At 74.0% G+C, this 13425-nt stretch carries 12 protein-coding genes and 1 pseudogene; 11 read left to right on the top strand and 2 right to left on the bottom strand.

The window, feature by feature from the left end:
* The first annotated feature begins 143 nt into the window (after positions 1–143).
* A complete protein-coding gene (locus tag ACWGJO_RS26645; protein ID WP_380545025.1) occupies positions 144–1019 on the top strand; it encodes a GNAT family N-acetyltransferase in 876 nt (291 codons plus the stop codon).
* Between the two features lie 90 nt (positions 1020–1109).
* Entirely contained in the window at positions 1110–1676 is a 567-nt protein-coding gene (locus tag ACWGJO_RS26640) for a GNAT family N-acetyltransferase (RefSeq protein ID WP_452187484.1), read from the top strand.
* A 17-nt stretch (positions 1677–1693) separates the two neighbouring features.
* Here ACWGJO_RS26640 and ACWGJO_RS26635 read toward each other — a convergent pair whose 3' ends face one another.
* Both ACWGJO_RS26635 and ACWGJO_RS26630 read right to left on the bottom strand, forming a co-directional pair.
* Positions 1694–2611 carry an aminoglycoside phosphotransferase family protein gene (locus tag ACWGJO_RS26635; protein ID WP_452187482.1) on the bottom strand — a complete coding sequence of 306 codons (918 nt, stop codon included), beginning with the start codon at positions 2609–2611 and terminating at the stop codon, positions 1694–1696.
* Between the two features lie 84 nt (positions 2612–2695).
* Entirely contained in the window at positions 2696–3628 is a 933-nt protein-coding gene (locus tag ACWGJO_RS26630; RefSeq protein WP_452187480.1) for a ferritin-like domain-containing protein, read from the bottom strand.
* A 283-nt stretch (positions 3629–3911) separates the two neighbouring features.
* On the opposite strand from ACWGJO_RS26630, the gene rimP reads away from it, so the two are divergent.
* From rimP to ACWGJO_RS26585, 9 genes and pseudogenes are all read left to right on the top strand, one after another.
* Positions 3912–4448, top strand: a complete 537-nt coding sequence (rimP, locus tag ACWGJO_RS26625; RefSeq protein WP_359909157.1) for a ribosome maturation factor RimP — start codon at positions 3912–3914, stop codon at positions 4446–4448.
* Positions 4449–4503: 55 nt separating this feature from the next.
* The gene (gene nusA / locus ACWGJO_RS26620; protein WP_359909154.1) at positions 4504–5505 is read left to right on the top strand and encodes a transcription termination factor NusA; all 1002 of its coding nucleotides are present in this window, start codon (positions 4504–4506) and stop codon (positions 5503–5505) included.
* Positions 5506–5632: 127 nt separating this feature from the next.
* A complete protein-coding gene (locus tag ACWGJO_RS26615; protein WP_387695021.1) occupies positions 5633–5875 on the top strand; it encodes a YlxR family protein in 243 nt (80 codons plus the stop codon).
* 228 nt (positions 5876–6103) lie between these two features.
* Positions 6104–9229 carry a translation initiation factor IF-2 gene (gene infB, locus ACWGJO_RS26610; protein ID WP_452187478.1) on the top strand — a complete coding sequence of 1042 codons (3126 nt, stop codon included), beginning with the start codon at positions 6104–6106 and terminating at the stop codon, positions 9227–9229.
* Between the two features lie 152 nt (positions 9230–9381).
* Complete coding sequence (locus tag ACWGJO_RS26605) at positions 9382–9678, top strand: DUF503 domain-containing protein (RefSeq protein WP_030311386.1); 297 nt, start codon at positions 9382–9384, stop codon at positions 9676–9678.
* Positions 9679–9831: 153 nt separating this feature from the next.
* The gene (gene rbfA, locus ACWGJO_RS26600) at positions 9832–10272 is read left to right on the top strand and encodes a 30S ribosome-binding factor RbfA (RefSeq protein ID WP_359909144.1); all 441 of its coding nucleotides are present in this window, start codon (positions 9832–9834) and stop codon (positions 10270–10272) included.
* Between the two features lie 2 nt (positions 10273–10274).
* Complete coding sequence (locus tag ACWGJO_RS26595; protein ID WP_387695023.1) at positions 10275–11378, top strand: DHH family phosphoesterase; 1104 nt, start codon at positions 10275–10277, stop codon at positions 11376–11378.
* 35 nt (positions 11379–11413) lie between these two features.
* Complete coding sequence (truB, locus tag ACWGJO_RS26590) at positions 11414–12343, top strand: tRNA pseudouridine(55) synthase TruB (protein ID WP_452187475.1); 930 nt, start codon at positions 11414–11416, stop codon at positions 12341–12343.
* Positions 12344–12551: 208 nt separating this feature from the next.
* Positions 12552–13425, top strand: a pseudogene (locus ACWGJO_RS26585) (hypothetical protein); the annotation flags it as partial.

Raw genomic sequence — 13425 nt, 5'->3', positions numbered from 1 at the left:
CGGGAGCACCCGTGCGGTGCATTCCGGAAGCGGGGCCGTCCGTTCGCGGACGGCCCCGCGGCCGTAGCCGGGTGGGGCCACGGAGTAGGGTGCGGCCAGAGTCGTCTCAGTGAGGTGCTGTCTCGATGCTCGATCGAGGTGTGATGCTCCCGAGCTCCTTCCAGGCCGCCCGGGCCCTGGCCACCACCCGCGTGCTGGAGCCGCCGGACCTCCCGGACGCCCTGGAGATCCTCCACCGCGACCCGGTCGCCAACGCGTTCGTCGCCACCAGGGTCGAGGCCGTCGGGCTGGACCCGTGGCGGCTCGGCGGGGAGTTGTGGGGCTGGTACGACGGGGACGGCGTGCTGGACGCGCTCTGCTACGCCGGGGCGAACCTGGTCCTCGTCGACGCCGGGTCGGAGGCGGTCGCGGCGTTCGCGGAGCGGGCCCGCCGGCAGGGGCGGCGCTGCTCCTCGATCGTCGGGCCGGCGGCGGCCACGGCGGCCTTCTGGGCGCTGCTGGAACGCAGTTGGGGGCCGGCCCGGGACGTGCGGGCGCACCAGCCGCTGTTGGCGACCTCGGTGCCGTCGGCGGAGATCGCGCCGGATCCGCTGGTGCGCAGGGTGCGGCGCGACGAGGTCGAGGCGCTGATGCCGGCCTGCGTGGCGATGTTCACCGAGGAGGTGGGGGTGTCGCCGCTGGCGGGGGACGGCGGGCTCCTCTACCAGGCCCGGGTGGCCGAACTCGTGTCCGCCGGGCGGTCGTTCGCGCGGTTCGGGGAGGACGGGCAGGTCGTCTTCAAGGCGGAGATCGGGGCGGTGACGGAGGGGGCCTGTCAGATCCAGGGGGTCTGGGTCGCTCCGGAGCACCGGGGGCAGGGGCTCTCCGAGACCGGGATGGCGGCGGTCCTGGACGTCGCGTTGCGGGAGGTGGCGCCGGTGGCGTCGCTGTACGTCAACGACTTCAACCTGCGGGCCCGGGCCGCGTACCGGCGGGTGGGGTTCCGGGAGGTCGGGGCGTTCATGAGCGTGCTGTTCTGAGGGGAGGCCCGGGCCGGGCGGGCGCGGTGTGCGAGGTGCTGTTGGGATCTTCGGCCGCGCCGCCGGGCCACGGGTAGTAACGTCCGGAGCATGGATCAGCTGACCGGGGTGACGATCGAGGCCATCGACCTTGCGGCCTGGGCGCCGCAGGCGCTGGAGGTCCAGGCGGTGGCGTTCGGGCTGACGCCCGAAGAGGTCGCGGTACGGCTGCACATCGTGGGGCGGCACGCCCAGCAGCCGGGGGTGATCGCGCTGGGGGCGATGAGCGGGGGGCAGCTGGTCGGGTTCGGGTACGGGATGCCCAACCAGCGGGAGCACTGGTGGAGCACGGTGATCGAGCCCTACCTGGCCGCCCGGGGGTACGGGGACTGGCTGGACGGGGTCTTCGCCGTCACCGAGCTGCACGTGCTGCCGGAGTTCCAGGGACAGGGGGTCGGCTCGCGGATCATCCGGACCCTGTGCGAGGCGTCGGGCCTGGACCGGAGCATCCTCTCGGCGATCGACGCGGAGACGCCGGCGCGGCGGCTGTACCGGTCGTTGGGGTACCAGGACCTGGCGCGGGCGGTGCGGTTTCCGGCGACGGACCGGCTGTACGCGGTGATGGGGGCCCGGCTGCCCCTGCGGGGAACCGGGGTCCAGCAGTCCAAGTACCTCTGACCCCAAGGGTCTTGGGGTCAGAGGGAGTCGGCGAATTCGAGGTGGAGCTCGGCGTCCTCGCGGCGGTCCGCGGCGAGGGCGCGGAGGGCGAGGTCGACGGCCCGGAAGAGGGTCCAGCCGCGCAGGCGCTCCCGGTCGACCTCGAGGGACTCGGCGAGCCGGCCCAGACGGCGGCGGACGGCCGCGGGGGCGCCGGGGGAGCCGAGCAGGGTGTCGGCGCGGTCCAGGGCGAGACGGGCCAGGTCGTAGGCGCGCTCGCCGGCCAGCGGGCTCGGGTCGACGGCCAGCCAGGGGGCCCGGTCGGCGGCCAGGACGTTGCCGTGGTGGAAGTCGCCGTGCAGGAGGAAGGACTCGTCGGCGGAGTCGGCCAGGCTCCGGGCGGTGTCCAGGGCCTCGGCGATCAGCTGCCGCGCTTCGGCGGCGGCGGGGTGGGGGTGTTCCGCGAGGCGGGCGGCGGCGGCGATCCGTTGGGCGGCGGCGGGGAAGGGGTGGCCCTCGGGGAGTTCCGTCCAGAGCCGGTGCAGCAGGCTGGTGGCCTCCAGTGCGGCCTTGGGCTCGGCGAGGGAACGCAGCGGGATCTCGCCGTGGAGGCGTTCGAGCAGGAGGACCCCCTCGGCGGGGACGGCGTCGAGCAGGAGGACGGCTCCGCGGCCCGCCCAGTGGGCGAGGGCGGTGTGCTCCTGGGCGGTCTCGGGGGTGGGCAGGCCGATCTTGAGGACGGCGGGGGAGAGGTCGTCGCGGTGGACGTACGCGACGAGGCTGAGGCTGCCGCCGGGGTCGAGGATCCGTTCGAGCGTGAGGTTCCAGGCGGCGAGGTGGGTGGCGGCCTTCGCGGGGAGGTCGGCCAGCCATTGGCGGCCGGCCTCGCCGTGGGTGGCGGTGACGGTGTTCGTCAGCCAGGTGGGGACGGTGATGGTGGCTTCGGCTCCCGACATGGGTCCATTGTCGGGGTTTGGGAGGGCGGGGGCGCTCGGGAGGGTGCCGGCTTCCGGGCGGGAGGCGGGCGCGGGGGCTCCGGGTCAGCCGGGGGTGCCGGGGAAGGGGGTGGCGGGGGCGCCCCAGTGGTGGGCGCGCAGGGTGGCTTCGCGGAGGGCGGTGGCGGCGAGGAGGCGGTAGGGGGCGGGGACGGCGGGGACCAGGTCGGCGTAGGCGGTGGTCAGGCGGGTTTCCAGGTGGACGGCGAGTTTGGCGGCGTCGGTGGGGGAGGTGACGGGGAAGGGGAGCCGGTAGCCGCCGGCGGCGGGGGCGGGGGCGGCGGTGAGGGTACCGAGGAGGCGTTGCCAGGCGTCGCGTTGGGCCTGGTGGGCGGCGTGGGTGGTGCGGGCGTCGGCGCGTTGGGGGTCGTCGGGGAAGTGGGCGCCGACGACGCCGTAGCCGTAGACGGCGGCGTGCTCGGCGCCGAGGGCGGCCTGGAGGGCGGGGACGGCGGCGGCTCTGCCGGCGGGGGTGTCTTCGGTGTCGGTGTCGGGGGTCAGGACGGGGGTCGTGTCGCCGAGGGCCGCGGCGTGCAGGGCGTTGGAGGCGGAGACGGAGGCGAGCAGCCGGGCCAGGGGCGGGCCGACCTCGTCGAGGTCGTGGAGGTGGGCCTCGGCGGTCCGGTGCTCCATGAGGGCGAGCTCGGGGAGGGTGGGGAGGGAGCGGTACGGGGTGCTGGTGGGGGAGGGGCTCGCGCTCGGCAGGCCCTGGACGAGGGCGGCGCGGTGCTGGACGGTGTCGTCGCGCAGGGGCTGGAGCAGGGCGGTCCGGGCGCCCGGGACGGTGAGCAGGTTGTCGTAGGCGCCGAGCAGGAGGTCGGTGGCGGCGATCGCGCGCAGGCGGACCGGGGTGTCCGGGTCGCGGGTCGGGGTGGGGTCGGCGTGCCGGTCGCCGACGGAGGCGGTGCAGGCGGTGAGGGTGGTGAGGGTGGTGAGCAGTCCGAGGGCCAGGAGGGACCGTCGGCTGGGCGGCTGCATCGGGGGCGCTCCGGGCGGGTACGGGAGGACGGCCTCCCCGCCAGCCCTCGTTGGCGTGAATGATTACAGAATCCCCACGTTCCCGGGTCCGGTTCGGGGATGCCGGGCCGGGTGTGAGGTTGCTCGCAGTGGGTGGTGTGCGGGCGGCCGGGGGAGGTCAGGAATCGGTGGTTGGGGGCTTGACCGGATAGGCTTTGGGCCGAGCTGCCGTGATTCCGGTGTGGCACCGGGGGTGCGCGGCGACCTTCTGACAACAGCAGACGCGGCCGAGGAGTCCACCCGGATGAGCACCACCCACACCGACCGGCTGCGAGCGTTGCTGGAGCCGCTGGCCGAGCAGGCCGGACTGGACCTGGAGGACGTCAGGGTCACTCGGGCGGGCAGCCGCCGGCAGGTGCAGATCGACGTCGACACCGACGGCGGTGTGGACATGGACGCCATCGCCGAGTTCAGCCGGGTGGTCGGTGAGGCCCTGGACGAGTCGGACCTGATGGGGGACGACGCGTACCTGCTGGAGGTCGGCTCGCCGGGTGCGGAGCGCCCGCTGGTCCTGCCCCGGCACTGGCAGCGCGCCGAGGGTCGGCTGGCCAGGATCCACCTGGTGGACGGCGGGGAGATCGTCGCCCGGGTGCTGGAGGCCGACGAGGACGGCGCACTGGTCGAGGTGCAGCCGGTGAAGGGGCGCGGCCGTCCGAAGGAGCGCCGTCTGGCGTACGCGGAGGTGACCCGGGCGCGCGTCCAGGTCGAGTTCAACCGCAAGGACGACGAGCTCCTGGACGAGGCCGCGGACTTCGACGAGGGGGAGGACGGCGCCGAGTGACCCCCGGGTGCCGTACGACCATGACGAACGTGACGAAAGACGAGGAGGCGTAGCCGTGGACATCGACATGAGTGCCCTGCGCACGCTGGTCAACGAGAAGAACATCCCTTTCGACCTGCTGGTCGAGTCCATCGAGTCCGCCCTCCTCACCGCGTACCACCGCACCGAGGGCTCGCGCCGCCGGGCCCGGGTGAACCTGGACCGCAAGAGCGGCCACGTCACCGTGTGGGCCATGGAGGACCCGGCGGAGCTGGACGAGGGCGTCGAGCCGAAGGAGTTCGACGACACCCCGAACGGCTTCGGCCGGATCGCGTCCAGCATCGGCATCCAGGTGATGATGCAGCGCCTGCGCGACGCCGCCGACGACCAGACCTTCGGCGAGTACGCGGGCAAGGAGGGCGACATCGTCACCGGTGTCGTCCAGCAGGGCAACGACCCGAAGAACGTGCTGGTCGACATCGGCAAGCTGGAGGCCATCCTGCCGCCGCAGGAGCAGGTCCCGGGCGAGGACTACCGGCACGGCACCCGGCTGAAGTGCTACGTGGTGGCCGTGCGCCGGGGTGTGCGCGGTGCTTCGGTGACGCTGTCGCGCACCCACCCGAGCCTGGTGAAGAAGCTGTTCGCGCTGGAGGTCCCGGAGATCGCGGACGGCAGCGTGGAGATCGCGGCGATCGCCCGTGAGGCCGGCCACCGGACCAAGATCGCGGTCTGGTCGCGCCGCCAGGGCCTGAACGCCAAGGGCGCCTGCATCGGCCCGATGGGCTCCCGGGTGCGCGCCGTGATGGGCGAGCTGCACGGCGAGAAGATCGACATCGTCGACTGGTCCGAGGACCCCCGGGAGATGGTGGCTGCCGCCCTGTCGCCCGCGCGGGTGACCAGCGTGGAGATCGTGGACGCCGCCCAGCGCTCCGCCCGGGTGATCGTGCCGGACTACCAGCTGTCGCTGGCGATCGGCAAGGAGGGGCAGAACGCCCGCCTGGCCGCGCGCCTGACCGGCTGGCGGATCGACATCCGTCCGGACACCGAGGGCCAGGCCGAGGAAGCGCAGGCCCGGTAATCAGTGTCGTCGTCGGCGTCCCCGCCGGTCCTCCGGGTTCGGCGGGGCGGCGCCATGTCGCTTCGGAGGGGTAGACTTGCCTTCGTCTGGCCGGACGCACGTCCGAGCACGCCCGGAACGCACCTGCGTGGGCTGCCGCAAGCGCGCGGCCAAGCACCAGCTGTTGCGTGTCACGGCGGTCGAGGGCGAGTGCGTCCCTGATCCCCGTGGCGCACTCCCGGGCCGGGGCGCTCATCTGCACCCCGATCCGACCTGCCTCGACCTCGCGGTCCGCCGTCGGGCGTTCCCCCGGGCCTTCCGGCTCCAGGGCACGCTCGACACCGAGCGGCTCCGCGGGTTCATCGGGGAGCGGGCGGGCGAAGCCTCGTAGCAGGGCCGCCTCCCGCGACGGCCGCCGCTCGCGCGGCGGAGAACCACCGCAACAAGCACAGCGCTCGGGAAGCCGCGCGCCGTGCACCAGTCAGGTACCTCGCGATGTGGAAGTAGGTCGAGATTGCGATGAGCTCTCGATGAGTACGCGATGAGTACGCGATGGGTACGCCCATGAAGTAGCGACAGTCCGGCGGACGAGACCCCCGGACTCATAGACAGGAGTGAAGTGGCTAAGGTCCGGGTTTATGAACTCGCCAAGGAGCTTGGCTTGGAGAGCAAGGCCGTCATGGCCAAGCTCACCGAGCTCGGTGAGTTCGTCCGTTCGGCGTCCTCGACGATCGAGGCGCCGGTCGTGCGCAAGCTGACTGACGCGCTTGGTGTGGCCCCCACTGGTGGTTCCGCCGCCAAGCCGGGCCCGCGGAAGTCCGCGGCGCCCTCCCCCGCCGCCGGCTCGGGTTCCCCGAAGCCGGGCGCCCCGACCCCGGGTCCGCGCCCCAGCGCGACCCCTGGTCCCCGTCCGACCCCGGCTGCCGCCGCGCCTTCCGCGCCGGCCGCCCCCGCCGCCCCGAAGTCGGCCACGCCGGCTCCGGGTGCGCCGACTCCGGGCCCGCGCCCGGCCGCGCGTCCCGCCGCTCCGGCGGCCCCGGCCGCGCCCGCGGCCGAGTTCTCCTCGCCGGCTCCGGCCGGTGACGCCCCGCGTCCGGCCGCCCAGGCCCCGCGCCCCAGTGGCCAGGCCACCGGCGGTGCCCGTCCGGGCCCGCGTCCGGCCGGTCCGCGTCCGGGCAACAACCCGTTCACCTCGGGCAGCGCGACCGGCATGGGCCGCCCCGGTGACCGCCGTCAGGGCGGTCAGGGCGGTGCTCCGCGTCCGGGTGGCGCCCAGGGCGGCGACCGTCCGCGTCCCGGTGGCGACCGTCCGCGTCCCGCCGGTGCTCCTGGTGCCGGTGCCCCCCGTCCGGGTGGTGCTCCGGGTGCCGGTGCTCCCCGTCCGGGTGGTGCCCCGCGTCCCGGTGGCGACCGTCCGCGTCCCGCCGGTGCTCCGGGTGCCGGTGCCCCCCGTCCGGGTGGTGCCCCGCGTCCCGACGGCATGCCGCGTCCGGCCGCGCCGCGTCCCGGTGGTCCGACCCCGTCCGGCATGCCTCGCCCGAACCCGGGCATGATGCCGCAGCGTCCGGCCGGCCCGCGTCCGGGTCCGGGTGGCCGTGGTCCGGGTGGCCCCGGCGGCCGTCCGGGTGGTCCGGGTGCCGGCGGTGCCCGTCCGGGCTTCCAGGGCCGTCCGGCCGGTCCGGGCTCGCGTCCGGCCGGTGGCGGTGGCTTCGGCGGTCCGCGTCCCGGTGGCGGCGCCCCCGGCGGTGGCGGTGGCTTCGGCCCGCGTCCCGGCGGCTTCGGCGGTCGTCCCGGTGGCCCGGGTGCCCGTGGTGGCACGCAGGGTGCCTTCGGTCGTGGCCCGGGCGGTCGCCCGGCTCGCGGTCGCAAGTCGAAGCGGGCGAAGCGCCAGGAGTACGAGGCCATGCAGGCCCCGTCCGTCGGCGGTGTGATGCTGCCTCGCGGCAACGGCCAGACCGTTCGCCTGTCGAGCGGCGCCTCGCTGATGGACTTCGCGGAGAAGATCAACGCCAACCCGGCCGCGCTCGTCTCCGTCATGTTCAACCTCGGTGAGATGGTCACCGCGACCCAGTCGGTCTCCGACGCCACGCTGCAGCTGCTGGCGGACGAGATGGGCTTCGTCCTGGAGATCGTCAGCCGGGACGACGAGGACCGCGAGCTGCTGGAGTCGTTCGACATCGACTTCGGTGCCAACGAGGGCGACGAGGACCAGCTGGCCCCGCGCCCGCCGGTCGTCACCGTCATGGGTCACGTCGACCACGGTAAGACCCGCCTGCTGGACGCGATCCGCAAGTCCAACGTGGTGGCCGGTGAGGCGGGTGGCATCACCCAGCACATCGGTGCCTACCAGGTGGCGACGGTCGTGAACGGCGAAGAGCGCCCGATCACCTTCCTCGACACCCCGGGTCACGAGGCGTTCTCCGCCATGCGTGCCCGTGGTGCCAAGTCCACCGACATCGCGATCCTGGTGGTCGCGGCCAACGACGGTGTCATGCCGCAGACGGTCGAGGCGCTGAACCACGCCAAGGCCGCGGGTGTGCCGATCGTGGTCGCCGTCAACAAGATCGACGTCGAGGGCGCCGACCCGACCAAGGTCCGCGGTCAGCTGACCGAGTTCGGTCTGGTGGCCGAGGAGTACGGCGGCGACACCATGTTCGTCGACATCTCCGCGCGCCAGGGCCTGAACATCGACCAGCTGCTGGAGGCCGTGGTCCTGACCGCGGACGCCTCGCTGGACCTGCGGGCCAACCCCGAGCAGGACGCGCAGGGTATCGCCATCGAGGCGCACCTGGACAAGGGCCGCGGCGCCATGGCGACCGTGCTCGTGCAGCGCGGTACCCTCCGCGTCGGCGACTCGATCGTCGTGGGCGACGCCTACGGCCGCGTCCGGGCGATGCTGGACGAGAACGGCAACAGCCTCGCCGAGGCCGGCCCGTCCCGTCCGGTGCTGCTGCTCGGTCTGACCTCGGTGCCCCGCGCCGGCGACAGCTTCATCGTCGTCGACGAGGACCGCACCGCCCGTCAGATCGCCGAGAAGCGCTCGGCCCGCGACCGCAACGCCGCCTTCGCGCAGCGTCGGGTCCGGGTGTCCCTGGAGGACCTGGACAAGGCCATCGCCGCCGGCTCCATCGAGCAGCTCAACCTCATCATCAAGGGTGACGTCTCCGGTTCGGTCGAGGCCCTTGAGGACGCCCTGGTCAAGCTGGACGTCGGCGAGGAGGTCGAGCTCCGGGTCCTGCACCGCGGTGTGGGTGCCATCACCGAGTCCGACGTGGACCTGGCGATGGGCTCGGACGCCATCATCATCGGCTTCAACGTGCGCGCCGAAGGCCGTGCGCGCGCCGCGGCCGACAAGGAAGGCGTGGACGTCCGGTACTACTCGGTCATCTACCAGGCGATCGAGGAGATCGAGAACGCCCTCAAGGGCATGCTCAAGCCGGAGTACGAGGAGGTGCGCCTCGGCGCCGCGGAGATCCGCGAGGTCTTCCGCTCCTCCAAGTTCGGCAACATCGCCGGTGTCCTGGTCCGCGACGGCATCATCCGCCGCAACGCCAAGGCCCGCCTCATCCGCGACGGCAAGGTCGTGGCGGAGAACCTCTCGATCGAGGGTCTGCGCCGCTTCAAGGACGACGCGACCGAGGTCCGCGAGGGCTTCGAGGCCGGTGTCACCCTGGGGTCGTTCAACGACATCAAGGTCGAGGACATCATCGAGACCTACGAGATGCGCGAGAAGCCGCGCGCCTAGTCGGTGTCAGCCGGGGCCGGTCGACGGGTGGTATTTCCGTCGACCGGCCCCGGTCTCGCTGTGTAGGGTCCGGGGAGTAGTCGGACACAGCGGAGCCGGCCCGGTTCCGGGCTGCTCCCCGAGGCCTTCCAGGTCGGCGAGACCTGTCATACATGTTCGTGGGAACACTCACCTTCGACCTGCTGTTGGGCGACGTCCACTCGCTCAAGGAGAAGCGTTCGATCGTGCGGCCCATCGTGGCCGAACTGCAGCGCAAGTACAGCGTGTGCGCTGCCGAGACCGGGAACCAGGACCTGCACCGCCGGGCCGAGATCGGTCTGGCGGTGGTGGCCGGCGAAGCCGGGTACGTCACCGAGGTCCTGGACAGCTGTGAGCGGTTGGTCGCCGGCCGCCCCGAGGTGCAACTCCTCTCCGCGAGGAGGCGCTACCACAACGACGACGATGAATGAGGCCCGTGGAGCCGGCCGGCGGAAGTCGCCGTTCTCACACGGATCAGGACCGAGAGCGCCCGCAAGGCCGGGCGCGGGCCGGTACTTTGGGGCGTGGGCCCCGACGGGTGCGCAGCTCACCCGGGTACCGGGCCCACTGCACGAGGAGGCAACGTGACCGACACCGCAAGGGCGCGCAAGCTCGCCGACCGCATCCAGGTGGTCGTCGCCCAGACCCTGGAACGGCGGATCAAGGACCCCCGTCTGGGGTTCGTGACCATCACCGACACCCGGGTGACCGGAGACCTGCGCGAGGCCACCGTCTTCTACACCGTCTTCGGTGACGAGACCGAGCGCGAGGCCACCGCGGCCGCGCTGGAGAGCGCCAAGGGCGTGATCCGTTCCGAGGTCGGCAAGATCGGCGTGCGCTTCACGCCGACGCTGACCTTCGTCGCGGACGCGCTGCCGGACAACGCCCGGAACATCGACGACCTGCTCGACCGGGCCCGCACCTCGGACGCCGCCGTGCGCACCCAGGCCGCGGGGGCGGACTACGCCGGCGGCGCGGACCCGTACCGGGTTCCGGCGTCCGAGCGTGACGACGAGGACGAGTAGTCATGGCGGGTGAGCCGGCGCGGGCCGCCCCGCGAGCCGGATCGACCACGGGGGCGTCCTCCACCAGCACGGTGGAGGGTGCCCTCGCGGCGCTCCCGGGCCCGCGCACCGAGGAGAGCGGGTTCGAGCTGATCTGGCAGCAGGTGGTGGCGGAGATCGGGCGGGCCCGTTCGATCGACCTGATCTGCCACATCTGCCCGGACGGCGACGCGCTGGGCTCCTCGCTCGCGGCCGCGCTGGCGCTGCGCGCGCTCGGCAAGCAGGTGCGGGTCTCCTTCGGCGACGACCCGCAGATCGTGCCCGAGTCGCTGGTCTTCCTGCCCGGCCAGGAGCTGATCGTGCCGGCCGCCGCGGTGCCGGACGTGCCCGAGCTGGTGCTCTGCTTCGACGTGGCCGCGGAGAGCCGGCTCGGCCTGCTGCACGACAAGGCCTTCGCCGCGCCCGTCCTGGTGGTGTTCGACCACCACGCCTCCAACCCGGGCTTCGGCACCCACCAGCTGATCGACCCGACCGCTCCGGCCACCGCCGTGCTGGTCGACGAGCTGCTGCGCCGGCTCGGCGTCGAGCTGGACGAGGAGCTGGCCACCTGCCTCTACACGGGTGTGGCCACCGACACCGGCTCGTTCAAGTACCGGGCCACCACGCCCGCCACCCACGAGCTGGCCGCCCGGCTGCTGGCCACCGGCATCCGGCACGACCTGATCTCCCGGCAGCTGTGGGACACCTCGTCCTTCGGCTACCTCAAGGTGCTCGCGGGCGCGCTCGACCGGGCCGTCTACGAGCCGGAGGCGGCCGACGGGCTGGGGCTGGTGTGGACCTGGGTGCCGTACCAGGACCTGGCGCTGTTCAGCGTCACGGTCGAGGAGATCGAGGGACTGATCGACATCCTGCGCCGCCCGGCCGAGGCCGAGGTGGCGCTGGTGCTCAAGCAGGACCCGGACGGCACGCTGCGCGGCTCCTCGCGCTCCCGGGGCGTGGTGGACGTCGCCGCGGCCTGCGCCGAACTGGGCGGCGGTGGGCACGTCCACGCGGCCGGATTCAGCGTCCGGGAGGACGTGGCCGCAGTGGTCGAGCGGTTCCGGGGCGCGCTGCGACCGGTACGTTGATCATCTCTGCTGATGTTGTTGAGAGAAAGAACCCGATGAAGCGCAAAGGCACCGGCCCGGACGGCCTGGTGATCGTCGACAAGCCCGAGGGCATCACCTCGCACGGGGTCGTCGCCAAGCTGCGGTGGCTGGCCGGAACCCGGAAGGTCGGACACGCCGGCACCCTGGACCCGATGGCCACCGGCGTGCTGGTGATCGGCATCGAGCGGGCCACCCGGCTGCTCGGCCACCTGATGCTCACCGCCAAGACCTACGAGGCGACCGTCCGGCTCGGCCAGACCACCGTCACCGACGACCGCGAGGGCGAGGTCACCTCCTCGGCCCCGGCCGACGCCGTCACCCGGGAGGCGATCGACGCCGGGATCGCGGCACTCACCGGCGAGATCATGCAGGTGCCGTCCAAGGTCAGCGCGATCAAGATCGACGGCAAGCGCTCGTACGCCCGGGTGCGCGAGGGCGAGGACTTCGAGCTCGCGGCCCGGCCGACCACGATCCACTCCTTCACCGTGCACGAGCAGCGCGCGGCGGTCGCCGAGGACGGCACGCCGGTGATCGACCTGGACGTCACCGTCGAGTGCTCCTCCGGCACCTACATCCGGGCGCTGGCCCGGGACCTGGGCGCCGGGCTCGGTGTCGGCGGCCACCTGACCGCGCTGCGGCGCACCAAGGTGGGGCCGTACGGGGTGGAGTCGGCGCGCACCCTGGAGCAGCTGGAGGCCGAGGCCACCGGCGAGGACGCCAAGGGGCTGGAGGTGCTGCCGATCGCGGAGGCCGCGGCGGCCGCCTTCCCGCGCTGGGACCTGGACGAGGCCTCGGCGCAGAAGCTGTCGCACGGCGCCCGGCTGAAGGCGCCCGGGATGGGCGTGGACGGGCCGATCGCGGTGTACGGGCCGGACGGGCGCTTCCTCGCGCTGGTCGAGGAGAAGGGCGGGCAGGCGAAGCCGGTCGCGGTCTTCGTCGGCTGACGGCCCCACCGCTGTTCGGCCCCACCGCTGTTCGGAGCCCCCGTCGGGAGTCATCCCGACGGGGGCTCCGCCGTTCCCGCCGCACCTTCACCCGCACGAGGGAGCGCGCGGAGCGAACGCCCGTGGTGAGCGGCGCGGGCGCGGTCGGGGCGCCGCTCCGGCGGGCATGCTCCCGACGGCGAGCGAGCGACGGCCGAAGGGGTACGGGATGCCGGGGTTTCCGGAGGGCGATCCGGGGCGGTACCTGCTGCGGATCCGCGACCTCGACGGGCGGCTGCACGGCCTGGGGTTCGTCGCCGACCCGCAGGGGAGCGTGCTGACGGCGCACGAGAGCGTGGCCGGCCTGGACCGGATCGTGCTGCACACCCCCGGCGGGCAGACCAGGGTGCTCGGCCCGGACGCCGTGCTGCCACTGCCCGGGTACGGCCTCGCCCTGCTGCGCACCGAGGCGGTCGGCGGGCTGCCGGTGCCGCCGCTGCCGCTGGCCCCCGCCGCGGGCGCGCGGGAGGTGCTGCTGCCCGCGCTGGCGGGGGAGGACGGCCGGGTGGTCGCGCTGCGCTGCGGACTGCTCGGGGTCACCGCGGCGGCGTGCCGCGGGCACCGGCTGGGCGGGGTACTGCTGCTGGACGTGCCGGTGGTCGGCGGGGTCGCGGTACCGGCCGGCTCGCCGGTGCTGGACGCCCGCAGCGGGGCGGTGGTCGCCCTGGCCGCGCCCGCCCTGGCCGCGCCCCGGCACGGCGGGGCGCTGCCGGCCGTGACGGTGGGCGCGGGCCCGTCGGACCGGACGGGCGGCGCCGAGGCGCTGGCCGGGCTGCTGGCGGGCAACGCGGCCGCGGTGCCCGGCTACGGCCCGGCGCTCAACCTGGCCGGGGTGCTGCGGCTGACCGCCGCCCAGGTGACGGCGGCCGGTGCCGGGCCGGGCCGGGTGGCCCACCTGGCCGCCGACCGGGTGGACCGGTCGGACGGCCTGGCCGGGGACGCTCCGGCCGCGACCGTCACCGTGCTGGTCGGCGCCCCCGGCAGCGGGCGCACCACCGAACTGGCCGCCCTGGCCGCCCGCCGCCACGGCGGCGCCCACCCGC

This window comes from Kitasatospora sp. NPDC054795 (assembly GCF_053611565.1).
The sequence above is the reverse complement of the archived record's forward strand: the minus strand, read 5'-3'. Positions and strand labels throughout refer to the sequence as shown.